At 67.3% G+C, this 22,618-nt stretch carries 22 protein-coding genes; 7 read left to right on the top strand and 15 right to left on the bottom strand.

The window, feature by feature from the left end:
- Positions 1-28: 28 nt before the first annotated feature.
- Genes ACSQ86_RS33505 through ACSQ86_RS33435 form a run of 15 tightly spaced genes read right to left on the bottom strand, consistent with a single transcriptional unit; the run spans position 29 to position 15,990 of the window.
- Positions 29-1,249 carry an MFS transporter gene (locus ACSQ86_RS33505; protein WP_436310581.1) on the bottom strand — a complete coding sequence of 407 codons (1,221 nt, stop codon included), beginning with the start codon at positions 1,247-1,249 and terminating at the stop codon, positions 29-31.
- The gene (locus ACSQ86_RS33500; RefSeq protein WP_436310580.1) at positions 1,246-2,376 is read right to left on the bottom strand and encodes an FAD-dependent oxidoreductase; all 1,131 of its coding nucleotides are present in this window, start codon (positions 2,374-2,376) and stop codon (positions 1,246-1,248) included. The genes ACSQ86_RS33505 and ACSQ86_RS33500 overlap by 4 nt, the downstream gene beginning before the upstream one ends.
- Positions 2,373-2,774 (bottom strand): Rieske (2Fe-2S) protein, encoded by a 402-nt coding sequence (locus ACSQ86_RS33495; RefSeq protein ID WP_436306918.1) that lies wholly within the window; start codon positions 2,772-2,774, stop codon positions 2,373-2,375. The genes ACSQ86_RS33500 and ACSQ86_RS33495 overlap by 4 nt, the downstream gene beginning before the upstream one ends.
- Entirely contained in the window at positions 2,767-3,708 is a 942-nt protein-coding gene (locus tag ACSQ86_RS33490) for a VOC family protein (protein WP_436306919.1), read from the bottom strand. Before ACSQ86_RS33490 ends, ACSQ86_RS33495 begins: the two co-directional genes overlap by 8 nt.
- 27 nt (positions 3,709-3,735) lie before the next feature.
- On the bottom strand, positions 3,736-4,905 hold the full coding sequence (locus ACSQ86_RS33485; RefSeq protein ID WP_436310579.1) for an alpha/beta hydrolase family protein: 1,170 nt from the start codon (positions 4,903-4,905) through the stop codon (positions 3,736-3,738).
- A 7-nt stretch (positions 4,906-4,912) separates the two neighbouring features.
- On the bottom strand, positions 4,913-5,083 hold the full coding sequence (locus tag ACSQ86_RS33480; RefSeq protein ID WP_436310578.1) for a hypothetical protein: 171 nt from the start codon (positions 5,081-5,083) through the stop codon (positions 4,913-4,915).
- 17 nt (positions 5,084-5,100) lie between these two features.
- Positions 5,101-6,057, bottom strand: a complete 957-nt coding sequence (locus ACSQ86_RS33475; RefSeq protein ID WP_436310577.1) for a PDR/VanB family oxidoreductase — start codon at positions 6,055-6,057, stop codon at positions 5,101-5,103.
- Positions 6,054-6,464, bottom strand: coding sequence for a universal stress protein (locus ACSQ86_RS33470; RefSeq protein ID WP_436306922.1), 411 nt, complete (start codon positions 6,462-6,464; stop codon positions 6,054-6,056). Before ACSQ86_RS33470 ends, ACSQ86_RS33475 begins: the two co-directional genes overlap by 4 nt.
- A 13-nt stretch (positions 6,465-6,477) precedes the next feature.
- A complete protein-coding gene (locus ACSQ86_RS33465; RefSeq protein WP_436306923.1) occupies positions 6,478-8,856 on the bottom strand; it encodes an efflux RND transporter permease subunit in 2,379 nt (792 codons plus the stop codon).
- Positions 8,853-9,887: a WD40/YVTN/BNR-like repeat-containing protein gene (locus ACSQ86_RS33460; protein ID WP_436310576.1), complete on the bottom strand. Its 1,035-nt coding sequence runs from the start codon at positions 9,885-9,887 to the stop codon at positions 8,853-8,855. Before ACSQ86_RS33460 ends, ACSQ86_RS33465 begins: the two co-directional genes overlap by 4 nt.
- The gene (locus ACSQ86_RS33455; protein WP_436310575.1) at positions 9,884-10,921 is read right to left on the bottom strand and encodes a Rieske 2Fe-2S domain-containing protein; all 1,038 of its coding nucleotides are present in this window, start codon (positions 10,919-10,921) and stop codon (positions 9,884-9,886) included. Before ACSQ86_RS33455 ends, ACSQ86_RS33460 begins: the two co-directional genes overlap by 4 nt.
- Before the next feature lie 15 nt (positions 10,922-10,936).
- A complete protein-coding gene (locus ACSQ86_RS33450) occupies positions 10,937-11,686 on the bottom strand; it encodes an EthD domain-containing protein (RefSeq protein WP_436297643.1) in 750 nt (249 codons plus the stop codon).
- A 25-nt stretch (positions 11,687-11,711) separates the two neighbouring features.
- Positions 11,712-13,067 carry a DUF1329 domain-containing protein gene (locus ACSQ86_RS33445; protein ID WP_436310574.1) on the bottom strand — a complete coding sequence of 452 codons (1,356 nt, stop codon included), beginning with the start codon at positions 13,065-13,067 and terminating at the stop codon, positions 11,712-11,714.
- Positions 13,068-13,083: 16 nt separating this feature from the next.
- Positions 13,084-14,775: a DUF1302 domain-containing protein gene (locus tag ACSQ86_RS33440; RefSeq protein ID WP_436306927.1), complete on the bottom strand. Its 1,692-nt coding sequence runs from the start codon at positions 14,773-14,775 to the stop codon at positions 13,084-13,086.
- A 45-nt stretch (positions 14,776-14,820) separates the two neighbouring features.
- Complete coding sequence (locus tag ACSQ86_RS33435) at positions 14,821-15,990, bottom strand: FAD-dependent oxidoreductase (protein WP_436310573.1); 1,170 nt, start codon at positions 15,988-15,990, stop codon at positions 14,821-14,823.
- Positions 15,991-16,222: 232 nt separating this feature from the next.
- On the opposite strand from ACSQ86_RS33435, the gene ACSQ86_RS33430 reads away from it, so the two are divergent.
- From ACSQ86_RS33430 to ACSQ86_RS33400, 7 genes are all read left to right on the top strand, one after another.
- Positions 16,223-17,137 (top strand): LysR substrate-binding domain-containing protein, encoded by a 915-nt coding sequence (locus tag ACSQ86_RS33430; RefSeq protein WP_436306929.1) that lies wholly within the window; start codon positions 16,223-16,225, stop codon positions 17,135-17,137.
- Positions 17,138-17,351: 214 nt separating this feature from the next.
- On the top strand, positions 17,352-17,867 hold the full coding sequence (locus ACSQ86_RS33425) for a hypothetical protein (protein WP_436297638.1): 516 nt from the start codon (positions 17,352-17,354) through the stop codon (positions 17,865-17,867).
- Between the two features lie 10 nt (positions 17,868-17,877).
- Entirely contained in the window at positions 17,878-19,500 is a 1,623-nt protein-coding gene (locus ACSQ86_RS33420) for an FAD-binding oxidoreductase (protein ID WP_436310572.1), read from the top strand.
- Complete coding sequence (locus tag ACSQ86_RS33415; RefSeq protein WP_436297636.1) at positions 19,497-19,910, top strand: c-type cytochrome; 414 nt, start codon at positions 19,497-19,499, stop codon at positions 19,908-19,910. Before ACSQ86_RS33420 ends, ACSQ86_RS33415 begins: the two co-directional genes overlap by 4 nt.
- A complete protein-coding gene (locus ACSQ86_RS33410; RefSeq protein ID WP_436310571.1) occupies positions 19,910-20,944 on the top strand; it encodes a quinone oxidoreductase family protein in 1,035 nt (344 codons plus the stop codon). Before ACSQ86_RS33415 ends, ACSQ86_RS33410 begins: the two co-directional genes overlap by 1 nt.
- A 44-nt stretch (positions 20,945-20,988) precedes the next feature.
- Positions 20,989-21,696 (top strand): EthD domain-containing protein, encoded by a 708-nt coding sequence (locus ACSQ86_RS33405; RefSeq protein ID WP_436310570.1) that lies wholly within the window; start codon positions 20,989-20,991, stop codon positions 21,694-21,696.
- A gap of 44 nt (positions 21,697-21,740) precedes the next feature.
- Complete coding sequence (locus tag ACSQ86_RS33400; protein WP_436310569.1) at positions 21,741-22,580, top strand: SDR family NAD(P)-dependent oxidoreductase; 840 nt, start codon at positions 21,741-21,743, stop codon at positions 22,578-22,580.
- Positions 22,581-22,618 lie beyond the last annotated feature (38 nt).

Raw genomic sequence — 22,618 nt, 5'->3', positions numbered from 1 at the left:
GGCGAGGGGACCTGAATGAAGGAAGAGTTCAGGCCTGCGCCGGCGCAGGCGTGGGCCTCGGCGCGGCAGCGCTCTGGCGTGGCAGGCGCGAGTAGCACAGCACCGCGCCGCAGCACAGCACGATCGCGGCGATGCCGAGACTGCCGTAGCCGAAGAACTTGATCAGCGTGCCTCCGAGCACCGGCCCGATCGCCGCGCCTGTCATCAGCATGGCTGGCGTGGCCGACAGCGCGCGGCCCGTGGGCTCCAGCCGCGCGAGCAGGCCGAATGCGAAGGTGTGCGAAAAGATCGCGACCGCGACAATGACCGACGCCGCGGCGCCATAGGCGAAGAAGGCGGTGGTGTTCATCACCGTCACGGCCAGCGCCGCCTGCACGACCGGCGCGCTCACCAGCACGAGGCGCGCCGGCAGCCGCCGCTCCAGCAGCGCGGCGAGCGGGGCTGGCAGCAGGTTGACGAAGCCCAGCGCGATCAGCACACCGGCGACCGCCTCGGCACCGAAGCCGCGCGCGTTGCCGACGCGCTCGACGAAGCTGAAGACCATCGCCTGCGTGACCGTCACCAGCGCGATGCCCGCGATGCCGAACCACACCGCGCGCCCGAAGCGCGCCGGCGCCTGCATCGTCGGCGCGCCGGCGACAGCGGCAGCCGCCGGTGCGGTCTCGGCGGACGGGAATGCAAAGAGGCTGACCAGTGCGGCCAGCGCCATCACGGCGCCGAACACGAGGAACAGCGCCGGGCCGCCCGCCTTCGCGACAATCTGGGGCGTGATGCCGAGATAGAAGACGGCGGCGATACCGAGCGCGGTGTTGACGATCGCGAACAGCCGGTGCGGTCGCGCGCTCAGCGCAATCGTGCCGTGCGTGACGCTCAGCGCCGCGCCGGTCGCCGCGCCGCACAGCGCGTGAACGAGCGCGAGCATCACGAAGTCGGTCGTCAACGACGCCGCGCCGAAACCGAGCGCGCACGCGAGGAAGCCCAACGTCGAAACCGCACGGCCCGACAGGCGGTTGAAGCGCGGCGCGAGCAGCACGCTGGCCACCACGACGCCGCCGAGAAAGAGCGTGACCAGCAGGCCCGCCTGCTGCGGGTCGAAGTGGTACGCCGCCACCAGCGTGCCCACCCAGACGGGCAATGCCACGGTGTCCAGCATGCCGGCGCAGTGCGCCACCATCAGCCCAATGCGGCCGCGGGTCGAATCGGTCTTGATCATCGTCTTCTCCTGCGGCACAGGGGCCGTGGTTTTCATATCGGCTGCGCCAGCGCCATCAGCGAGTTGCGCATGATCCCGGTGTGCTCCTCTTTGTCGCCGCCGTCGATCTCGATCTCGCCGAGGCGGGCCGAGTTCTCGACGACCATTCGGCAACGCTCCCAGCGCCGTGCCTCGAACGCCGACAGCGCGGCTTCGACACGGTCGTGCCGTCCGACCTCCTCGGCCAGCACGAGTGCATCCTCGATGCCGATGCAGGCACCCGACGCCAGGTGCGGCGTGGTCGCATGCACGGTGTCACCGATCAGTACGATGCGGCCCTTGGACCATGGTCGCGGCATCAGCAGCGCTTCGAGCGGGCGGAACACGACCTGAGATGTCGGCCCGAGTCCTGCGCGAATCGCCTGCAGCTCCGGCGCGGGAAAGTCGGCGAGCAGGCCGCGCAACTGATCGACAAAGGTCGCCGGATCGACATGCTCGTTGACCGGCCGCGGCTCGAGAAGGAAGAGGTACATCTCGGTCTTCGACACCGGGTTGACGCCCGGCTTGACCTGCGGACCGATCCACATGGTCGCGTTGCGGATTTCCGGCGGACGCGGCACCACGGCGCGCCAACAGGCCTGGCCGGTGTAGCGCGGCTTGGGCGCGTCGGGGACGAGGGTCTCGCGCAACTTCGAATACAGGCCGTCGGCTCCGATGACGAGGTCATAGCGGCGGCGCTGTCCGTCGGTGAAGCTCAGCTCCACGCCTTCGGCATCCTGCTCGATGGAAGTGAAGGTACAGCCCAGGCGCACCGTGGTGCCGGCGGCACGTGTCGCGTCGGCCAGCAGCCGGCCGAGCACCGGTCGCATGATAGCGCCGCCTCCTGGCACGTCGGGGCCTGCGATGCGCGGCGTCGGCAGCTCGGCGACCTGCGCCCCATTGGGCAGCCGCAGCGAGACGCCGTCGTGCGCGGCGCCGTGCTCGAGGAAGGCGTCGAGGATGCCGAGCTGGCGGAACGCGCGCAGCGTCGCGCCGCCCAGGCTGATACCGGCGCCGTAGTTGCGCCAGCCTGGGTCGATCTCGACGAGGTCAACCTCGGCGCCGAGCTTGCGCAGCTCGATCGCGGCCGACATGCCGGAAAAGCCTCCGCCGACGATGAGGATGTGTTGGGCTGCAAGGGTCATGCCGAGTCTCCTGAAGTGGTGATGTTGCTTTGCATGGCGGCTGCGACCAGCAGCAGCTCGCCCTGATCGGTGAGCGCGAACGGTATCGGCCACAGCCGATCGCCGAGGCACGGGCCGTGGACGCACAGGCCGCTGTCGATCTCGAACAGCGCGCCATGCGCGGCGCAGACAATACGGTCGCCGGCCGCGTTGAGGTAGGCATCCTTGCGCCACGGCAGCGGCGTGCCGTGGTGCGGGCAGCGGTCGGCCCATACGCGCACCGTGTCGCCGCGTCGCACGGCGAACACGGTGTGGCGCCCGCGATCCAGCGGATCGAAGCCGCGCGCGCCGCCGTCGGGCAACTCGGCGAGATGGCACAGCCGCCGTGGCGGCGGCGTACGGTCACCGGCCTCAGGCATAGTCGCCGTCCTCCGTCGTGCCCGGCCCCGGCGACCACTTCTTGCGGTAGCCGAGCAGGAAGGCCTGCGAGTTGTCGGCACCCATCGCCATCTCGCGCGGCGTCCAGGTCGCATCGTGCAGGTCCATGTCGGCGTCCATCTCCATGTGGCAACCGAATGGGCTGTTGAAGTACCAGAACCAGTTCGAGCCCAGCTGGTGCCGCCCCGGGCCCCAGAACGGCTGGTAGCCCTTGGCGACGAATCGCCAGCCGTTCTGCAGCATCTCGCCCGGGCCGGCGAAGTGGAAGGTGAAGTGCTCGCAGCCCTTCATGAACGCAGGCGCCTCGATGAAGAAGTGGGTGTGGTGATCGAGCGTGCCGGCAGGCTGCAGGAACGGGCCGACGCCGGTGAAGCGATCAGTGCAGCGGAAGCCGAGGCGTTCGACGTAGAAGGCTTCGGCCTTTGCCGCGTCGACGACGAAATAGACGACGTGAGAGAGCGTGCGCGGCTTGATCTGCGGCGCATCGGCGTCGACGCCGAGCTGGTTGGCCGGCCGCCTGAACGGCGAACCCGGCGCGTTTGCGATCTCGCCGGCTCTCTCGAACGAACGGCGCATGCTGACCTGGAAGGCGATCGCGAATCCTTCGTCATCAATCGACTCGATCGAGCCGTCGGGCCGCTCGCGCACCTCGCGGTCGCGCTTCAGTTCGGCGGCGATCGCGTCGAGGTCGGCGCGACTGGCAACGCCCATCACGGTGCGGCGCAGGCGGCAGCCAGGTGCCGGCGGCGCCGGCAGCGTCGGGTCCTTCTCGTCGATGATGACGATCGCGGTGCCGTCCATCGCCTCGAAGCGGCCGCCACCGGCGTCGGCCAGGCCATAGTCGCGGAGGTACTGCGCGCCATTCGCCAGATCGTCGACGGCGAAGACGAGTGTTTCCAGTCCGATGATGTTCATGAGAGTCCTTGCTTGCTGGTTGAGGGATCAGCCGGCCGTGGCTGCGATGCGGCCGCCGAGGGTCTCGGCCACCCAGTCGGCGATGTAGTGGCCGGCGTTGATGCTGTTGTCGAAGCTCGCGTGCTGCGCGCCGCCTTCTCGATCAGTGAAGACCTTGAGTTCACGCTTCGGGCTGTTGACGAGCTGGTCGTAGGTGCGCTGCGCCCACTTCAGCGGGATCTGCGTGTCCTTCTCGCCGTGCGTGACCAGGAAGGGAACGCGGATCTTCTCGACGACTCCGTCCAGGTGCACGTTCTCGGCAATGCGCATGAAGTCATGGACGTCCTTCGCGCCCCAGACCCAGCACACGTGTGCCCAGTAGTGCGGCACCGGAAAGTCGCCTTCCTTCTGCAGGCGCTTCTTCTGCACGTCGCGCCAATCGTGGTTGGCGCCCCAGCAGACGCCGGCGGCGAAACGCGGCTCCATCGCCACTGCGCGTGGGCAGTAGTAGCCGCCCAGGGACACGCCTTCGCAGCCGATGCGCTTCGGATCGACGTCGTCGCGCGTCCACAGCCAGTCGACGATGCGACTGGCCCAGTGCTCGCTGTCGTAGCGCGCCGTCATCCCGTGCAGACGCAACGCCTCGCCAGTGCCGGGCTGGTCCACCACGAGCGAGGACACGCCGCGCCGGGCCAGCCACCCCGGCAGGCCGACGCGGTATTTCATCTCCTTGGTCGAGTCCAGGCCGTTGAGCTGCACCAGGATCGGCGCCCTGCCCTGCACGCCCTCGGCGCGCACGTACAACGCCGCGAGGTGCTTGCCTTCGTAGGGGATCTCGACGCGCTCGCAGTTCTCGCCGACCAGCCGCACGCCCGCGTCGAAGAGGTCGAGCTGGCGGCGATACAGCGCCAACCGGCCCGGCGCGTCGTGCGCCTGAAGCCGCTCGGCCGTGATGAGGTAGCTGGAGGCGCGCGCAAACTTCTCGCCCGCGGAGAGCAGCCGGCCGCGCACCCGGTCCTCCTCGGCCAGCATGCACAGCTTGTCGGCCATGCGTACCCAGGTCTCGCGGAAGGCCTGCGTGCCCGCTGCGTCCGGTGCCTTGGCCGCTTCGTGCAGCGGGGCGCACATTTCCTCGATCTCGCCAATGCGCGCGCCCATCTCGATGGCGAGATCGACCGAAAGGTTCCAGACGTAGTTTGTGGGGAAGTAGCGAAACATGGTCATTTCAGTGCAGCGCCGGCATCTGCCGGACGTACCAGACGAGCAGCGCGAAACCGGCCAGCGCGGCGGCCGCCAACGCGGCGCAACAAAAGCGATCACCCCAACCGCACCATCGAGGTCGATCGCCGCCCTGCGTCGCCGGGCCGTTGTTCGGGTAGTGAGCAGCCATCGTCATCTCTCTCTCGCCCGGATCTACAGATCCAGCACCAGCCGCGGCGACTTCGAGCGTGAGCAGCAGGGCGTGAACTGGTCGCCGCGGGCGCGCTCCTCTTCGGTGAGGAACATGTCGCGGTGATCGGGCGTGCCGCCGATCACGCGCGTCAGGCAGGTGCCGCAGACGCCCTGCTCGCAGGAGACCGGCACCTGCACGCCGGCCGCGGCCAGCGCGGCGACCACGGCTTGATCGGACGCCACGCGGATCACCGCACCAGACGACGCAATCTGCACCTCGAAGGCGTCATCGGCGTCGCACTTCGTTGCGCCGCCGGCGAAGTACTCGCGATGCATCGCCGCATCGGGCCAGCCCGCGGCTCGCGCGGCCAAAAGCACCGCCTCCATGAAGCCCGCGGGTCCGCACACGTACAAATGCGTGCCCGCCTGCGGGTTCGCTACGACGCGGGCGATGTCGATCCTCTGCGCGGCCGGCCCCTCGTCGTGGTGCAGCTGCACGCGTTGCGCGAACGCCGATGCGTGGATGCGCTGCACGAAAGCCGTCCGGTCGGCCGAGCGGGTGCAATAGTGCAGATCGAACGCGGCGCCCTCTCCCCCCAGATGCTCGGCCATGCACAGGATCGGTGTGATCCCGATGCCACCGGCAAGCAGCAGGTGGCGGTTTGCACCGGGCGCCAGCGCAAAGTGGTTCCGCGGCGCGGAGATGTCCAGCTCTTTCCCCGGCTCCAACGCATGCATCGCCCGCGATCCGCCGCGCGAAGCCGGTTCGCGCAGCACCGCGATCTGATAGCGCTGCGTCTCGCGCGAATCGTTGCACAGCGAGTACTGGCGCACCAGACCGCCTTCAAGACGCACGTCGATGTGCGCGCCGGCGGTGAACGGCGGCAGCGCGCCACCATCGGCTGCGACCAGCTCGAAGCTGCAAATGTCCTGCGCCTCGAGCGTCTTGCGCGCAACGCGCACGCGGCGCGTCGTCATGCGGCACGCTCCTTGTCGATCACCGAGCCGCGGATGGCGCCTTTCAGAGCGCGTCGTGCGCGCGGCCCCATGAGCGCTAGGTCGCAGCTGGCATGGATCGCGGCGTCGAGGATCACCTCGTACGGCCGACCCCCTGTCTCCACCATCGAGGCACCGTCGACGTTCGCGGCGCGCGCCGACGCCTCGGCCTTGGCCACCGCCGCGCGCGCGTTGCCCGCGGCGGCCTCCGTGAACATCTCGGGCGACATCGCGTGCAGCAGGGCACCGTTGCAGCTGGCAGCCGCTTCGGCACGCACGTGCAGAAAGGTCTGCCGCGCCCCGGTAGACTTCGCGTATGCCACCGCGTGATCGAGGGTGACGGTGGCCAGCGGTGTGCCGTCGATGAGAACGAGAAGATGCTTGTACATGCATGCACTCCGGTCACGTGGCCGCGGCCTGCCCGGCGAAGACTTCGGCCGTCAGGTCTCCTGCCGCTTTGGGCCGCTCGAGGAGGAAGTGCGCAAGTGCCGGCAGCAGCACCATCGCGCCGAGCATGTTCCACAGGAACATGAAGGCCAGCAGCAGTCCCATGTCGGCCTGGAACTTGATGGGGCTGGCCACCCAGGTGACCACGCCCACGGCCAGCGTCACGCCGGTGAGCAGCACCACCCTTCCGGTGAACAGCAGCGCACGGTAGTAGCTCTGCGACAAGCTCTTGCCTTCGCGCAGCTGCGCAAGCGTGATCGACAGGATGTAGAGCGCATAGTCCACGCCGATGCCAACGCCGAGCGCGATCACCGGCAGCGTGGCCACCTTGACGCCCATGCCAAGGCTGACCATCAGCGCCTCGGCCAGCACCGAGGTCAGCATCAGCGGCAGCACCGCCACCAGCACCGCCCGCCACGACCGGAAAGTGATGAAGCTCAGCAGCACCACTGCGCCGTAGACCAGCAACAGCATGGTGCGCCAGGCATTCTTGACGACGATGTTCGTCGCCGCCTCGATGCCGGCGCTGCCTGCTGCCAGCAGGAACTTCACATCAGCGGTGTCGCTCGCATTCGCGAACGACTCGATGCGATTGACGACGCGCGTCAGCGTCTCGGCCTTGTGGTCACGCAGGTAGACGTAGACCGTCAACAGCGAGCAGGCGTCGTTGTAGAGACCGCGCGGCGCGCCCGCGGTGATCGTGTTGAGCATGTCCTGGTTGGGCAGGAACTCGTACCACTTGGGATTGCCTTCGTTCAGCCCGGTGAGCACGCGTCTGTTCAACAGCGCCAGTGAGTTCGTGGTTTCGACACCTTCGAGCTGACGCAGCTGCCACTCGAGGGCGTCGATCTTGTTCAGCGTCGCGTACTGCGAGCATTGGCCATCGGGCGTCTTCACCATCACCGCCAGCACGTCACTCGACGCGCCATAGGCGGTGTTGATGAATGCGACATCGCGGTTATAGCGGCTGTCGGCCCGCAATTCGGGCGCTCCGGGATCGAGGTCGCCGATGGCCAGTTGACTCGAGACAGCCAATCCGCCTGTCGCGAGAACGGCGCTCGCGGCCACCGCAACCGTCGCCCAGCGGCGCTGGGTGAACCGGTCCAGCCAGCGCCACAGCGGCTGCTTCTGGACAGCCGCCTCGGCGCGCAGGCTGCGCTGCGCGGCGGCCGCGCTGACGCCGGTGTAGCTCAGCAGGATCGGAAGCAGGATCAGGTTGGTGAAGATCAGCACGCCCACGCCGATCGACGCGGCAATGGCCAATTCGCGGATCGCGTGGATGTCGATCACCAGCAGTACCGCGAAACCCACAGCATCGGCCAGCAGCGCCGTCAGGCCCGCCAGGAACAGCCGCCGGAAGGTGTGGCGCGCGGCCACCAGCTTGGGCTGGCCCCGCCCGATATCCTGCATGATGCCGTTCATCTTCTGGGCGCCGTGGCTCATGCCGATCGCGAACACGAGGAACGGCACGAGGATCGAGTACGGATCGAGCGCAAAGCCCAGCGTCGGCAGCAGGCCGACCTGCCAGACCACCGCCACCAGGGACACGGTGACAACCAGCAGCGTGGAGCGCACGCAGCGCGTGAACCAGAAGACCATCGCCGCGGCAATCGCCACTGCGAGGGCGAAGAACACCAGCACGGCACGCACACCGTCGATCAGCTCGCCGACGATCTTGGCGAAGCCGGTGATGTGCACTTCGACGCCCTGTTGCTCGTACTTGGCGCGTAGCTCGTCGAGACGATGAGCGAGGGCGCCGTAATCCAGCGGCTGGCCCTGCGGGTCCTTGGCCAGGAGCGGCACAAAGATCACGCTGGACTTCGCGTCCAGCGCGACGATCTGCCCGACTTCTCCCGAGCGCGCGACATTGGCGCGCATCTGCTCCAAGCTCTTCGGTGAGCCGTCGTATCCATCGGGGACGACCGGCCCGCCTTCCAGGCCCTCCTCGGTCACGCCGACCCAGCGCGTCGTCGGCGTCCACAGCGACTTCATCTGGTTGCGCGCCACACCAGGCACGAGGAACACCTCGTCGCTCATGCGGCGCAGCGTATCGAGGTACTCCGCGTCGAAGATCGTTCCCTTCGGGTTCGCGACCGCGATGCGTACCGCGTTGCCCAGCCCAGTCAGCTCGTTCTGATATTGCAGAAAGTTGCGGATGTACGAATGCTTCTCAGGAATGGTCTTCTCGAAACTTGCATTGAGCTTCAGGTGGGTGGCCTGCCAGCCGAGCAACAAAGTGATCACCGTGCACAGCGCGACCACGAGCAGCCGATTGTTGAAAAGCGCCCGCTCGACGAGCGAGCCGGAGCGTGGGTCGAAATCCTGAGGCGTCATGGCTTGGAGGAAATGGGCATCGCGCCCTGGACAGACAGGGCCAGCAACGCGCCGTTGCGGGCGGCGGCAAGACCGGTGAGCGAAGGCAGCGGATCACGATTGACCGGCGCGAAGGCGTCGCCCCGTCGGGCGAACACGAAGCCGGCCTGGTTGGCCAACAGCAGCGTGCCGTCGGCCGCGAGCTGGCTCGCGACCACGGACACCGGCATCGGGAGCTGCAGCGCCTGCCACTCGCGCCCGCCGTCGAGCGTGCGCCAGACGTTGCCGCGCAGGCCGGCCAGCACGACCTCCTGCTCTCCGGTGAGCTCCAGTGTGAAGAAGCTGCCCTTGTACGGCGTGTCGATGCGCTGGAAGCTCTGGCCAGCATCGTCGGACTTCAGGACCAGACCCTGCTCGCCGGCGATCACGATGCGACTACCGCGCTGACGCACCGCGTACAGATGCAAACCCTTCGGGTTGTCCAGCCGCCCGGCCCACGAGGTCCATGTCTTACCACCGTCCTGGGTGGCCAACGCCAGGCCGTAGGCTCCGACGACCAGTGCACGATCCCGTCCGAGCGGCAGGACGTCGAGAAGCGGCTTGTCGGGCCCGTCGGCGAGCAGCTGCTCGGCCGCCTTCTGCCCGGCCGCGTCCTGACGCGCCTTCGCGTCGGCCAGCATCAGCTCAGCGATGCGCCTCCCGTCGAGGCGGCGCTCCCAACGATGCCCGCCATCCGTCGTGACCAGCACAGTGCCACCGTGCCCGACCGCGATGCCGTTGCGCTCGTCGGCAAAGCGCACGGCGGTCAGCGTCACGCTGGTAGGAACGGGAACCTGCTGCCAACCGCTGCCGCCATCGTCCGAACGCAGCACGAGACCACGCTCGCCGACCGCGACCCACTGCGCGCCGACTTGCGTGGCGCCGAGCAGCACGGCGCGCTCCGGCGCGCGCACCGCCAGCGCAGGACGGTCGAGCGCGGCGCCGACCGGCTCGGCCGCGCCCGTCACAGAGAAGACTGCAAGCGAGGCGATGCCCGCGAGAAGCCGCTTCATCCCGCCTGCTCCTGCGCGATGAGCTGCTCCAGCTTGCGCCGCACGCGCATCGAACCCGGATCGCCCGGGAGCAGCACCGGGTTCAGCGACACGAACTCGGCATCGCCGATGACGCGCTGCTGCGCCTCCAGCATCGGTTTGTCCTGCATCGAGAACGCGTGCTCGACGAGCTTGCGGATGTGCCCGTTGGCTTCCGGGTCGACCGCGAAGTCGCGCGTGGTCCAGAACCAGTAGTGGCAGCTCCTGGACGTTTCCGGTGTCACCAGGTGCAGGTTCAATGAGTCCACGCCACACTCGCGTGGCTCGCCCAGCAGCGTCGATCCGACATTGAGCTGCATGCAACCGGGTGCCGTCCAGATGACTTCGGTCCACTGGTCGGTTGGACGCCCCTGCTCGCGAAGATGCATGTCGAATGCCGGTGGCGTGAGGTCCCCGCTGGAGATCCACGCGATGCCCACGCTGCGCTCACCGAGGTCACTGACTTGCGGCTTGCATCGGGTGAGCGCACCACTGCCCAGCGTGCCGGCATGCAGGTAGTCGGCGTGCGTCAGGTCAAGAATATTGTCGACGAGGAGCTGGTAGTCGCACGCGGTCGGCATGTAGCCGCGCACGGTGGCATCCTCTGACGCCGAGGTCACGTGCGAGTAGTCGGGGATCAGCGACTCGTCGGCACGCGTCGGGTCGCCGGCCCACAGCCACACCAATCGGTCGCGCTCGCGCGCCACGCGCGCCGGCACAGTGGCCGCCTTCGGGAGGCGACCGTCTCCCTGGGGGTTGTGTACGCATGCACCATCGGCCCCGAAGCGCAGACCGTGGTAGGCGCACTCCACCGATCGGCCGCCGTCGCACACCTTCCCGGCCGAGAGAGGTGCGAATCGGTGCGGGCAGCGGTCGGCCAACGCGGCGATCCCTCCTTCGGACGTACGGAATAGCACCAGTTTCTCGTCCAGCAGCGTGCGCGCCACCAACTTGCCGGGCGCAAACTCGTCGGCGAAGCCCGCGACGTACCAGGCGTTGCGCTGATAGGTTTTCATGGATTCAGTCCCAACTCAGTCGTCGAGACGCTCGTAGATCGACACTTCGGTGGCGTAGACGAAGAACGACTGCGCCGGCACGTAGAACGCCGCACCAAGCTCCGCATTGATTGCGAGCAGCGCGCGCTCGTAGTCTCGGTACGCGCCTACCGACGCGGTGTCGGTGAACCAGAGACTTGCGACGCCCTCGTAGATCGGCACGTCCTTGGCACCGAAGTACGCGAGCATTGGGTTGAACTCGCTGACTTGGTGGTTATGCACGCAGCGGCGCATGGCCGCCGCAGCCATGGGAGCGGCCACCAGCGCGCGCTCGTGGGCCCGCGCCCAGCGCCCAAAGAATTCAGTCAGCGTCAGTCCGTCGGCCATGCGCAGGTAGTGCAGCACCTTGGCGCCGGCGGCCCGCCCAGGGTTCGGCACCGGCTGCTCGGCCTCCACGGTCACCACGCTGAGCGTGCGGTTCGTATCGGCGAAGTTCGCACCGTCAGGACCGGTCTTGGTGCGCACATGCTCGTGCGCAAAGGTCGCCTGCATGTCCCCGGGGCTGTCCCACCACAGTTCGGTCACCGAATCGCGCGCTACCGTCATCGCATGGATGGCCTCGGCGCTGCTGCCGAACGCCGCGTCGAAGACGTGGTTCTGCACGTAGCGCCGCAGGGTCACAGGGTTCTCATTGGAGATTGCGCCATGCACATGCTGCACGTAAGCCAGGTACTCCGCGTGTGTCATGCCGGGACGCCGGCAGATTGCGGCCATCATCTTGATCATCTGTAGTCCTCCTTCGGGTTCGCGTTCAACGGGCGCCGGCAGCGACCGCGTCTGGCGTGAACGCGCTCTCCGGGTATGGGGGCATGACCAGGTATTGCTTGCTCTTGGCGTTAAAGAGATTGCCAATGAAGGCCGTGCCCGAGAGCAGGTCGTAGAAGCCCATCGAACCTCCCATCAGGCCGGGGACGTCTGGCGCGACGAAGGTCTGGTTCCAGAGCGTCTTCCAGAGCTGGCCGTTGGCATCCCAGCGGTCGCCCAGCACACAGATCCAACTGTCCTCGTCGCAGTAGTAGCGGCTCTTCGGAGCCTGGTGCCGCTTGCCCTCGCGCAAGGTGGCTTCAACGACCCAGACGCGGTGCAGTTCCCAACGCACGCTGTCAGGGCTCAGGTGGTGTGCGCTCATGACCTCGGCGTCGGTCTTGGGCTGCAGCAGCCGGTTGGAGTTGTACGGGACGATCATCTCCTTCTTGCCCAGGAGCTTCCAGTCGAAGCGATCAAGCCGCCCAGTGAAGACCTCGATCTCGTCGAAGGACATGACGCCCGCTGCAGCCGGCGTCGGCGTGTCGCAGCAAGGGTTGGGCAACTTGCGCACGCGGCGCTGGCCGGTGAGGTAGACCCAGGCCGTGCTCTTATCGGGATCGACGTTCTGGCCGCCGACGATGGCCTCGCCGGCGCGGATCGGCGGACCGTCGTTAAACAGGCGCACCTCCCAGAAGTTGCCCTTGGCCGCAAACTGCTCCGGGGTTCCCTTGGGCAGGTAGTAGGCCATCTGCTGGTCACCCACGCCGTCGGTCGTCAGCACGGCCTTCCCGTCCGTGGTGAGCTGGTACATGTTGACGTGGAACTGCCACGCGGTGCCACGCCAACGCAGCAGATGATTCCACATCACCTCGGCGCCGGTCTTCGGGATGGGAAACGGAATGCCGCCATACGCGCCGTCAACCAGGTCGCCACTGAGCTTGGCGCGGGTCGCGTTCTTGAACGTGTTGTCGTAGACCCATTGCGGCGCCGCCGCGGTGCGATGCGTCTTGTAGACGTCGACGCGATAGGTGCCCGGGTACTTCTTCAACAGCGCCTTTGTGCCGTCGGTCAGCTTCTCGGCGTACTCGTCGACGTTCTTTGCGGTGATGGAAAGGAGCGGCTTCTCGTCCCTGAACGGATCGCCTCGCCTTCCACCCGGGTTGTCACCTGGGATCGGGATCGTGTAGCCGCCCGTCCAGCCGGGAATGCTGCCGTCCTTGTTGCCGGCCTTCTCGCCACCCAGGGGCGTCAGGTCGGTCTTCAGGCGCGCAGCCTCTTCGGCGTTGACGCCGGCTGAAGCTGCAACAGGCCAACCCAGTGCGGCCACACAGGCAGCTGTGGCGACGAAGTATCGTTTCATTCGAGTGTCTCCTTGTTCAGAACGTACGGCGCAACGTGAGCGAGACGAAGTCGCGGTCGGCCAGTGCGTTGCCATGGCCGAAGATCGGGCTGCCGCCATTCAAGGACGGCGAGAAATCGACGAACGGCACGGCCTTGCCGATGAAATGCGTGTAGTTCAGTGCGAACTGCCACACGCCGAGGTAGTTGCCCTCCAGGCCCACGTTGACGCTGCCGTTGCCGCGGGCATCCCAGGCGGTGACCGACGAGCGTCCGTCCAACGTGTACCGCAGGCCGATGGGTATGCTCAGATCGAGTCCGGGCAGCGCCTGACGGTACGTGGGCGTGAAAATCAGCTGCAGCGCGGTGGCGTCACGCGTGCGACCGGCGTCGAGTTCGCCATCTGGATCGGTCTTGTGCAGCACCCGGTTCCACGCGATCTCCGCGACCAGGCTCGACTCGCGCGAGATGAAGCTCGGACCGAAGCTGGCCAGGGTCGACAGGTTCAGGTGCGCCGTGCGACCGGTGGCGTATCGCGGCTGCGGCTGGCCGGGGAAAAAGCCGTACAACATGTTGGTGCTGCGCAGCGGCATGTTGTCGCGAACCGAGGCTTCGCCGGCGAAGTTGAAGTCTCCGACCGAGCGCGAGGCGCTCACGCCATAGACCTTCACCGCCTCGGGAAACACGAAGTACCAGTCGCCAGGCAGCGTGCCGCCCGGCCCCGGAGTGCCCGCCGGGTTGAGTCGGCCGTAAAGCTGACCGCCCTTGTCGTGGTAGCGCGCAGCGTAGAAGCCGAGATCGGTGTCGTCTAGGCGCCACTTCAGCTGCAGGCCAAACTGGCCGGAGTTCTTGGGCTTGCGATCGCCGCCGGGCAGCAGACCGAAATTGCCGACGTTGGGGATGCCGACGAATTCGGGCTGCTCGGATCCCCAGGGGATGTTGGTGGTCGAGAAGTAGCTTCCCGAAGGAGGCAGGCGATCGGCCTCCCAGCGGAACTGCGCGTAGCCGCCAACCGAGACCTCGGGCGTGACCTGAAACTGCGCCGACAGCTGCGGTACTGGGCGGATGATCTCTTTGAACTGCGCGTTCGGCGAACCGAGCAGCTTGAGGATGTCGATCGGTCCTTGGGCGCGCGCGATGCCGTTGTCGCCGAAGAACAGGCTTTCGCCGTACTGCAGCGCATGACGGCCCAGGCGGGTGGTCAGTCGGCGGCTGTCCCCGAGGTCAAAGCTGCCGAAGACGAAGGCATCGAGGACCTCGGCCTTGCGACCGGCGAGCCTGCGCGTGTGCTCCGGGAACTCGTTGATCGGCGTCTGGCCGTTAACCGGATCGGCCGCATCGGTGGTGCCTCGGTAGGCTGCGTCGTACCACGTAGCTGCGCTGAGTCGCAGACCGTAGTCCTTTCGGTACACCGCATCGAACTCGCTGAGCAAGTCGACTCGCTGGGACACGAGGCCGCGCTTGCGGAAGTTGTCATCGCCGGCGTTGAAGTTCAGCGCCTGCGGGAAGGCCGAAGCCGACACTCCAGGCACGAGCAGGCGGAACGAGTTGACCAGCGCTGGATCGGCGTTCTGGGTGCGCGCCATCAGGCCCGCCTTGACCGTGTTGTCGAAGCGCAGCGACCAGTCCGACTCGCCGAGATCGATGCCAACTGCTTGCGCTGCGCCGGCCGCGAACGCGGCGGCCAGCGCTGTGGCAGTGCGGCCGGGCCGCGGTGAAGCTTGTCTCATTTGGGGATTCCTCTCTCTCTGTGGTTAGTGGGGTCGAAGAGGCAGCTAGGCTGGCGTCGCCACAAGCCTGTCAATCTCGCCGGCGAGCTGCAGCAAGTCGGTTGCAGGCTCGGGCTGCGTCGTCCAGAGGGCTGCGCGTTCGGTCAGCTCATGCAGACACCGCACGCGCTCGCTGCGCCGCTCGGTGAATTGCCGCAGCAGGCGCGGGCGGTCGAGCCCCGCGGCCGCCAGCTCGCCCAACACGACGGCGTCTTCCAGGTCCTGCGCTGCAGACTGCCCGAACGGCGGCGCGATGACATGCGCGGACGCGCCGACACACAACACCGCACCACGATGCCAAGGTGGGTCGCGCAACCAACTGGTAACGCGGTGCAGCACGACCGGCGCCGACGGGTCAATCGCCGCGGCGATGCGCCGCGGAAAGGAACCCCACGACTTCAGCTGTCGTGTCAGGGCGTATCCGTCAGTGGGCCCACTCGCCTCCTCAGTGCTAACGACGGCCACGCCCGCTCTCGACATGCTGATTGGCACGAGCAACAACCTGCGACCCACCGATCCGGCCATCCATGTCGAACGGTCCAGCCAAGGTGGACGTGGAAGCAGTGCGTGCCACCAGGCGTGGCGCAGCACGCCCGGTCGCGCCGGGCCGAGCAGCGCACTGGCCAGCGGCGATCCGGCGCCTGCAGCAATCAGGACAAGATCTGCTTCCCATACGCGCCCGTCCTCGGCGATGACGCGCCCGCTCTCGGAATCGACCCTGCTCACCGTGCAGCCGCGGTGCACGTCCACGCTGGATCGCACCGCGGCACCTTCGAGCAGATCCAACAGGTCTGCGAGCGCAATGCCGACGGCGGGCGGGAGCTGCGGCCCCGCGAGCGACGGCGTCGGCAGTCGAAAGCCCTCGTCACCGCGCTCATCGACGACCGACAGACCGCTGTACGCAAAGCCGCGCTGCACACAGGCTTGCGCGACGCCGAGTCGCGCCAGATCGCGAAGCAGATTTGGAACCACATCAATGTGCGCAGGCAGCCGAGTTGCCGATGCATGCGCCTCGATCACTTCCACATGCGCGCCGGCGCGCGCGCAGGCCAGCGCGCAGGTCAATCCGGTGATACCGCCGCCGACAACGACGATGCGACGGACCAGAGCACCCGCCGCGGACCGCCCTCCTGAAATTCCGAGCGAAAGCTCGCCCGAAGCATGGTCGACGACCATTCGTTGTCTCCGCTTATTAGTGTGAGCCCTGTACCGGACTCGGTGCACGGCAGACTAAACTCCGGGCGGATTCAAGAGAAATCCTTTCGATCGAAGCGTCAGTTCGATGGCATGGAATGATCGAGGGCAAACCCGCATCACCCCGTCTCGTTCGGATGACTGGGCGCAGTTGCGCGACCGCGCGTGAGGATTTCTACGCCGCCCAACACCCGGATCGAAAGACGAGGCACACGTGCGATTCCACAATTTCGATCTGAACTTGCTCGTGGCTCTTGACGTGCTGCTGAAGGAGCGCAGCGTGACGCGTGCGGCCGAGGCCCTCAGTCTCAGCCCGTCGGCCATAAGCAATTCGCTGTCGCGGTTACGCGAGTATTTCGACGACGATTTGCTCGTTCAAATCGGCCGCAAGATGGAACTGACCCCGCGCGCCGAGGGCCTGCGAGAGGCTGTGCGCGACCTGCTGCTGCGCTTCGACAGCACGATCGCTGCGCCTCCGGTGTTCGAGCCGCATGCCAGTGATCGGGTGTTCCGCATCTTCTCGTCGGACTACGCGCAACTGGTGCTGGGGCCTGCGCTGATGACGCTGGCAGCACAGCAGAAGGCCAGGGTTCGCTTCGAGTTTGCGCAGCAGGTCGCACAGCCGCACCGCGACCTCGAGCGCGGCGAGGCAGACCTGCTGATCATTCCCACTGGATTCATGTCCCCCGACCACCCGCGCGAGGTGCTCTACAAGGAGGACTTCGTCTGCATGGTCTGGCGCGATGCCGAACTGGCCCGCGGCGAGTTGACATTCGAGCGCTATGTCTCCGCCGAACATGTCGTGATGCAGCCCAGCAACGGACGTGTGGACGCCTTCGAAGGCTGGTTCCTGAAGCGCTACGGCGTCACGCGGCGCGTCGAGGTCCTGACCTACAGCTTCATCACGCTGCTCGCCTTGCTGGTCGGCACCAACCGCGTTGCCACGGTGCACGAGCGCGTTGCCCGTCGCCTCGTCGGCGTCTGGCCACTCGAGATCCGCCCTACGCCGATAAAGATCGATGCCATGGAGCAGGCCATGCAGTGGCACAAGTTCCGTACCAATGATCCGGGGCTGAGTTGGCTGCGCAGCCTGGTTGCAGAAGCAGCAAGTCGCATCGACGAGTACTGATGGCGGCTCATCTCGGCTTCTCCGGCCGGCCGCACGCCAGCCGCATGGCGCGCTGAGCGACGCGATCCCGGCAGCGCGACCCATCCGCATTCTGCAAGACTGCTATTCATCGACGGCAGTGCCCGAGCCGCGTCTTTTTACGTAACGTTCGCCACCCTGCGGTCCGCCCCCTTCTGCGCGTGGCCGCTCCGATATCGATTTCAAGAGGTGGCACATGCGCGCGAACCGCCGAGATTGGTTGCAAACAGTGGTGGCAATCGCCACCGCACTGCCGATCGCCCAGGCAATCGGGGCCCATCGGGCGTCGCAGTCCGGGCCTTCAGTGCCCACGGAGCTGCTCTTGAATGAGCAGGCACTGGTGGAGAGCCGTCTGTTTGCTGCCGCTTGGCGGGGAGGCATCCAGCAAATCAATCTCGGCCCCAGCGTCGACGAGGCGCTGTTCGGTCCCCATGCCGTGAACTGGCGCCGCCTGCGCGGCCCCGTGATCGGCCTCACGACGCCAGCGACGCTGTTTTGCCTGGAGCAAGTCGCAGCGGCAGACGGTGTACGCACCGTCGCGCGTGTCGCAGCGCCGGAAGCCGGCGCGGTTGCCATTGCCGTCGAGCGGCTGCGCGCGCGACTCGGCGCTCCGTCGTCGTGGCGACCACTGGAACCCACCTTCGACGCCGCGCCATATCGATGGGTCGCGTGGCTGATGGCGCCACGCTTGGCGCTGAACTTGGATTCTTGAAAGAAGACGCATGGCCCGACGTTTGCCCCCAGGTGTCAGTGATCGCGACTTTGCGGCCGCGCTGACTCAGTTCGCTGCCGCGGTCGGCAGCGACTGGGTGTTTACCAGCGAGGCTGACCTCGATCTCTATCGCGACGCCTACTCCCCGCTCTGGGGCACACGCGAAGAGCGCCTGGCGAGCGCTGCTGTCGCGCCCAGGTCGGTCGAACAAGTTCAGCAAGTCGTACGTATCGCCAACCGCTACAAGATTCCCCTCTATCCCATCTCGACAGGGAAGAACCTCGGCTACGGTGGCTCCGCGCCGGGCTACAGCGGTTCGATCGTCGTAGACCTCAAGCGCATGAACCGCATCGTCGAAGTCGACGACCGGCGCCACTTTGCGATCGTCGAGCCAGGTGTTTCGTATTTCGACCTCTATAACTACATCCAGGAGCGCAAGCTGCGCGTCTGGATCGACTGCCCGGAGCCCGGCTGGGGCAGCGTGCTGGGCAATGCGCTGGACCGTGGTGTCGGCTGGACCACGGGGCACTTCCGCGACCACTTCGGCTCGCATTGCGGTTTGGAAGTGGTGCTGCCCAGCGGCGAGTTGATGCGCACCGGCATGGGTGCGATGCCCAACGCCGACACCTTCGCGCAGTTTCCCTACGGCTTCGGCCCGACCGTCGATGGCCTGTTCGGGCAGGGCAACTTCGGCATCGTGACGCGCATGGGCATCTGGCTCATGCCCGAGCCCGAGGCCTACGCCACCGGCAAGGTCCGGGTGCTCCGCCGGCGCGACCTGATCCCCTTGATCGACGTCACCAACCGGCTCGAGCATGGCGGGCTGATCGGCCTGCCGATCTACGACAGCCCGCTCGCCAGCCTCATCGACCCCGAGCTCACGGCACTGACCAGCCGCGTGGATGTACCGGACAAAGAGCTCGATCAGTTCGCGGCGCGGCGCGGCCTGCCCATATGGGACTTGACGCTGCAGTTCTACGGCCCGGCGGAGACGGTGGCGGCGAACTGGTCGTATGCGAAGCGCCTGGTGCGCGAAGCGATCCCCGATGCCCGCTTCGAAGACGGCCCGACATTCAGGTTTCCGATGTCCGCACAGGACCAGAAACAAGTGCCATTCCGGGTGTCGATCGGCGCACCGAGCCTGGAGGGCTTTTCCCAGGGGCCGGTACGTTCGCGCTTCAACCCCTATCCGATGGACGGACACGTCTTCTTCTCGCCGATCATTCCCAAGACGGGCGAGGCGGCCCTGGAAGCCACCCGTGTTCTTGCCGATGTGATGGCGGCGATGCGAATACCCGGCTTGAACCCCCTGTTCCGGCCGCCCCAGGCGTCAATCTTCCGGTCGCTGCTGCTGGTGGTCGGCCTGCCAATCTCCCGGACCGACCCCAAGATCAACGAAGCCTCGATGAAGATCTTCCGTCATGCGGTGAAGCTCAGTGCCGAACGCGGTTGGGCCGAGTACCGCACGTCGCCGATCTTCAGCGATCTCATCTCGAGCGTGTATTCGTTCAACGACCATGCCCTTCGCCGGTTCACCGAGGCGCTCAAGGACGCGGCAGACCCGAACGGCATCATCGCGCCGGGAAGGGGAGGCATCTGGCCCAAGCACCTGAGAAAGGGGCGGCAGAAGTGAAGACGTCGTTCATGCTGCGCATGCTGTCGATCCCTGGCCTGGCATTGGCGCTGCTGTGCGCCGGCACCGCCCGGGCCGACGAAGACACGCTGTCGCCGCGCCAGGCCATCGGCAAGCGGGTCTACGAGACCTGGTGCGTGGCCTGCCACGGACCGGGTCCCGGCTACTACGGTCGAGGGCTCACCGGCACAGAAGCACTGGAGGCCAAGTACGAAGGCAAAGTACCGCCGGTGCTCGACCAGCGCACCGACCTCACGCCCGAGTTCGTCACGGTCTTCGTGCGACACGGCGTCTCGGTGATGCCGTTCTACCGGCGCACCGAGATCAGCGATGCGGACCTGGCAGCGCTCGGCGCCTACCTGTCGCGCCGCAATCCGGCGCTTCCCCCCGCCGAGGCAAGCCGCCCCTGATGAACCCGCCCACGATGCGCGCAGTACGCTTTCACGCGACCGGCGGCCCCGAGGTGCTGCGCTGCGAGGAGGTGCCGACACCTAGTGCGGGCCCCGGCCAGGTGCTGGTGCGCGTACTGTCGGCCGGGGTGAACTACGCCGACGTGTTGCGTCGCGCCGGTGAACCCTATCCGGTGCCGACGCCGCTGCCTTTCAATGCAGGGTCCGAGGTGGCCGGCGTCGTGTGTGCGCTCGGCGACGGTGTCGATACCGGCTGGATGGGCCGGCAGGTGCTCGGCGCCAGCATCATGGGCGGTGGCCATGCGCAGTACATCGCGCTGCCGTGTGCCGAGTTGCTGCCCTGGCCCGCAGGGCTGGATGCGCGGCTGGCCGGCACCTTGCTGATCCAGGGGACAACGGCCGCGCTGGCGCTGCACGACTCCGGTGAACTGCGTGCAGGCGAGCGCGTGCTGGTGCTCGGGGCTGCCGGCGGCGTCGGCTCGTGGCTGCTGCAACTGGCGCGTGCGAAGGGCGCCTCACTCGTGATCGGCGGCGCGCGCGGGGCGTCCCGATGCGATCAGGCGACAGCGCTCGGCGCGCACGCCAGCGTCGACTACAGCCACTCGGACTGGCCCGAACGTGTGCTCGAACTGACCCAGGGTCAGGGTGTGGACCTGTTGCTCGATGCCACTGCCGGCGAGTTGCTGCGCCAGGGCAGCGAATGCCTCGCCGCTTGGGGACGCATGGTCGTCTACGGCACAGCGGCGCCCACGCCCGGGGCGCTGGATTTCTTGCGCATCACCAGCCGCAACCAGCGCCTGACCGGCTTCTTCCTGGGCGGCTACTTTCAGCACCGACCGGCTCGTGTCGCCGAAGCGCTGTCCGAATTGGGAGCGCTGGTCCGCAGCGGTGCCGTCGCCCCCGCCGTGCACGGCGTGCTGCCGCTCGAGCAGGCCGCCGAAGCGCACATCCTGATGCAGGGGCGTGACGCCGTCGGCAAGCTCCTGCTCGACCCCTGGCCGGACAGCCACGACATGGACAGTGTCGCGCCGTGAGCGGTCGGCCCAACGCGATCACACCGGCCCTCTGAGGTTCATCGATGCCCAAACTCAACATCTGCGCGGCCCGCCGGCCGGGCATGACCCATGCACAGTACAGCCGCTATTTGCGTGACGACCATGCGCGCCTGGTGCTTGGCACCGAGGCTGTGGCGCGCTATCTGCAGGCCTACGTGCAGCAGCATGTCTACGACGGCTGCTACGGGCCCGAGGCGCCCGCGTGGCGGTATGACTCGGTCAGCCACATCCATGCGGCCACGCTCGCCGACCAGCAGGCCGCCAGCTCGACGCGCGAGTACAAGGAAATCATCGCCCCGGACGAGGGGCACTTTGCCGACCAGCGCTCGCCGCTGTTCCTGATGTTCGACGAGTCGCCGCTGCCGCTGCCGCTGCCCTGCAGCGGCGCGTCGACCCTGCGCCTGCTGCATTACCTTCGTGCGCGCAGCGCCGAGGCCGCCGCGGGCCTGCGCGCCGCCTGGGCCGCAGCGCACCAGGCACTGCTGGACGAAGAACCGGTGCTCTTCGAAGGCGTGCGCCGCGCCACGCTGAACATTTCCCTGTCACCCCCCGACGCCGAGCCGCCGCCTTATGCGGGAATGTGCGAGCTGGGGTTTCTGCAGCCGAAGGACGAGCCGGCCATGGCCGAGTACGTCGCCCGCATCGAACGTCGCCTCGGCCCGCTGATCCAGCGAGATGCAGGCTTCTACCTGCTGGCCGAGACCGTGCCAGTGCGCGGCACCTTGTATTGAAGCGGCCGCGCACGCGGCCCGAAACCCCTGCTCAGGAGACCCAAATGTCTACAGAAAGATCAACGAACTCGCCCGCGGCGCATCCGTGGAAGGGCCGCGTGGCGTTCGTCAGCGGTGCCGCCAGCGGGATCGGGTTCGGCCTCGCCCGCGTACTGGCGTCGCGCGGCGTGCGCGTCGCGATGAGCGACGTGCGCCGTGAAGCGCTCGATAGCGCCTGCGCCCGGCTGGCGGCCGAAGGCGCCGACGTGGCGCCCTTCGTGCTCGACGTCGCCGACCGGGCGGCCTTCTACGCCACTGCCGACGCCGTCGAACAGCGCTTCGGCAAGGTGCACTACGTCTTCAACAACGCCGGCGTGGGCGAAGTCGGCACCCCGCTCGACCAGGTGCCGGATCGCGTGTTCGACTGGGTCATCGACGTGAACCTTCGCGGGGTGTTCAACGGCATCAAGGCATTCGTGCCCAAGCTGCGGCGGCACGGCGAAGGCGGCCACGTCGTCAACGTCTCGTCGATGGCTGCGTTGGTGCCCGACCCCGGCTGGCACCAGGGTGTCTACGCGGCCACCAAGATGGCCGTCACCGCTTTGTCGCTGGACCTGCGGCTCGCGTTGGCCGGCACAGGCATCGAGGTGTCGATCCTCTATCCCGGGCTGGTTCGCACCGACATCGCAGCCAACGTCGGTGCGCTGCGACCCGTGGCCTACGACATGCCGCCCGAGACCCCGGCCTTGCTGGCCGCGGCCGACATGCCGCCCGAAACGGCGGCCGAGATCGTGCTGCGCGGCATGGAGCGCCGGGCTCCGTTGATCGTCACGCACCCGCTGATGTGGCCTGTCGTGGCCCAGTTCCACGACCAGGTCCGCGCGGCGTTCGAGGCTGCTCCGTAGTTCGCGGCTTCGCTACCCATTCCCGCCCATGCACCTGG

It is taken from the genome of Variovorax sp. LjRoot130, from assembly GCF_964253755.1.
Lineage (GTDB): Bacteria > Pseudomonadota > Gammaproteobacteria > Burkholderiales > Burkholderiaceae_C > Variovorax.
Note: the sequence above shows the minus strand (reverse complement) of the source record. Positions and strands in the feature narration are given on the sequence as shown.

Excerpts from the sequence above, each read along its gene's own strand:
- ACSQ86_RS33505 (WP_436310581.1), bottom strand. The coding sequence starts at position 1,249 with ATGAAAACCACGGCCCCTGTGCCGCAGGAGAAGACGATGATCAAGACC.
- ACSQ86_RS33500 (WP_436310580.1), bottom strand. The coding sequence starts at position 2,376 with ATGACCCTTGCAGCCCAACACATCCTCATCGTCGGCGGAGGCTTTTCC.
- ACSQ86_RS33495 (WP_436306918.1), bottom strand. The coding sequence starts at position 2,774 with ATGCCTGAGGCCGGTGACCGTACGCCGCCGCCACGGCGGCTGTGCCAT.
- ACSQ86_RS33490 (WP_436306919.1), bottom strand. The coding sequence starts at position 3,708 with ATGAACATCATCGGACTGGAAACACTCGTCTTCGCCGTCGACGATCTG.
- ACSQ86_RS33485 (WP_436310579.1), bottom strand. The coding sequence starts at position 4,905 with ATGTTTCGCTACTTCCCCACAAACTACGTCTGGAACCTTTCGGTCGAT.
- ACSQ86_RS33480 (WP_436310578.1), bottom strand. The coding sequence starts at position 5,083 with ATGACGATGGCTGCTCACTACCCGAACAACGGCCCGGCGACGCAGGGC.
- ACSQ86_RS33475 (WP_436310577.1), bottom strand. The coding sequence starts at position 6,057 with ATGACGACGCGCCGCGTGCGCGTTGCGCGCAAGACGCTCGAGGCGCAG.
- ACSQ86_RS33470 (WP_436306922.1), bottom strand. The coding sequence starts at position 6,464 with ATGTACAAGCATCTTCTCGTTCTCATCGACGGCACACCGCTGGCCACC.
- ACSQ86_RS33465 (WP_436306923.1), bottom strand. The coding sequence starts at position 8,856 with ATGACGCCTCAGGATTTCGACCCACGCTCCGGCTCGCTCGTCGAGCGG.
- ACSQ86_RS33460 (WP_436310576.1), bottom strand. The coding sequence starts at position 9,887 with ATGAAGCGGCTTCTCGCGGGCATCGCCTCGCTTGCAGTCTTCTCTGTG.
- ACSQ86_RS33455 (WP_436310575.1), bottom strand. The coding sequence starts at position 10,921 with ATGAAAACCTATCAGCGCAACGCCTGGTACGTCGCGGGCTTCGCCGAC.
- ACSQ86_RS33450 (WP_436297643.1), bottom strand. The coding sequence starts at position 11,686 with ATGATCAAGATGATGGCCGCAATCTGCCGGCGTCCCGGCATGACACAC.
- ACSQ86_RS33445 (WP_436310574.1), bottom strand. The coding sequence starts at position 13,067 with ATGAAACGATACTTCGTCGCCACAGCTGCCTGTGTGGCCGCACTGGGT.
- ACSQ86_RS33440 (WP_436306927.1), bottom strand. The coding sequence starts at position 14,775 with ATGAGACAAGCTTCACCGCGGCCCGGCCGCACTGCCACAGCGCTGGCC.
- ACSQ86_RS33435 (WP_436310573.1), bottom strand. The coding sequence starts at position 15,990 with ATGGTCGTCGACCATGCTTCGGGCGAGCTTTCGCTCGGAATTTCAGGA.
- ACSQ86_RS33425 (WP_436297638.1), top strand. The coding sequence starts at position 17,352 with ATGCGCGCGAACCGCCGAGATTGGTTGCAAACAGTGGTGGCAATCGCC.
- ACSQ86_RS33420 (WP_436310572.1), top strand. The coding sequence starts at position 17,878 with ATGGCCCGACGTTTGCCCCCAGGTGTCAGTGATCGCGACTTTGCGGCC.
- ACSQ86_RS33410 (WP_436310571.1), top strand. The coding sequence starts at position 19,910 with ATGAACCCGCCCACGATGCGCGCAGTACGCTTTCACGCGACCGGCGGC.
- ACSQ86_RS33405 (WP_436310570.1), top strand. The coding sequence starts at position 20,989 with ATGCCCAAACTCAACATCTGCGCGGCCCGCCGGCCGGGCATGACCCAT.
- ACSQ86_RS33400 (WP_436310569.1), top strand. The coding sequence starts at position 21,741 with ATGTCTACAGAAAGATCAACGAACTCGCCCGCGGCGCATCCGTGGAAG.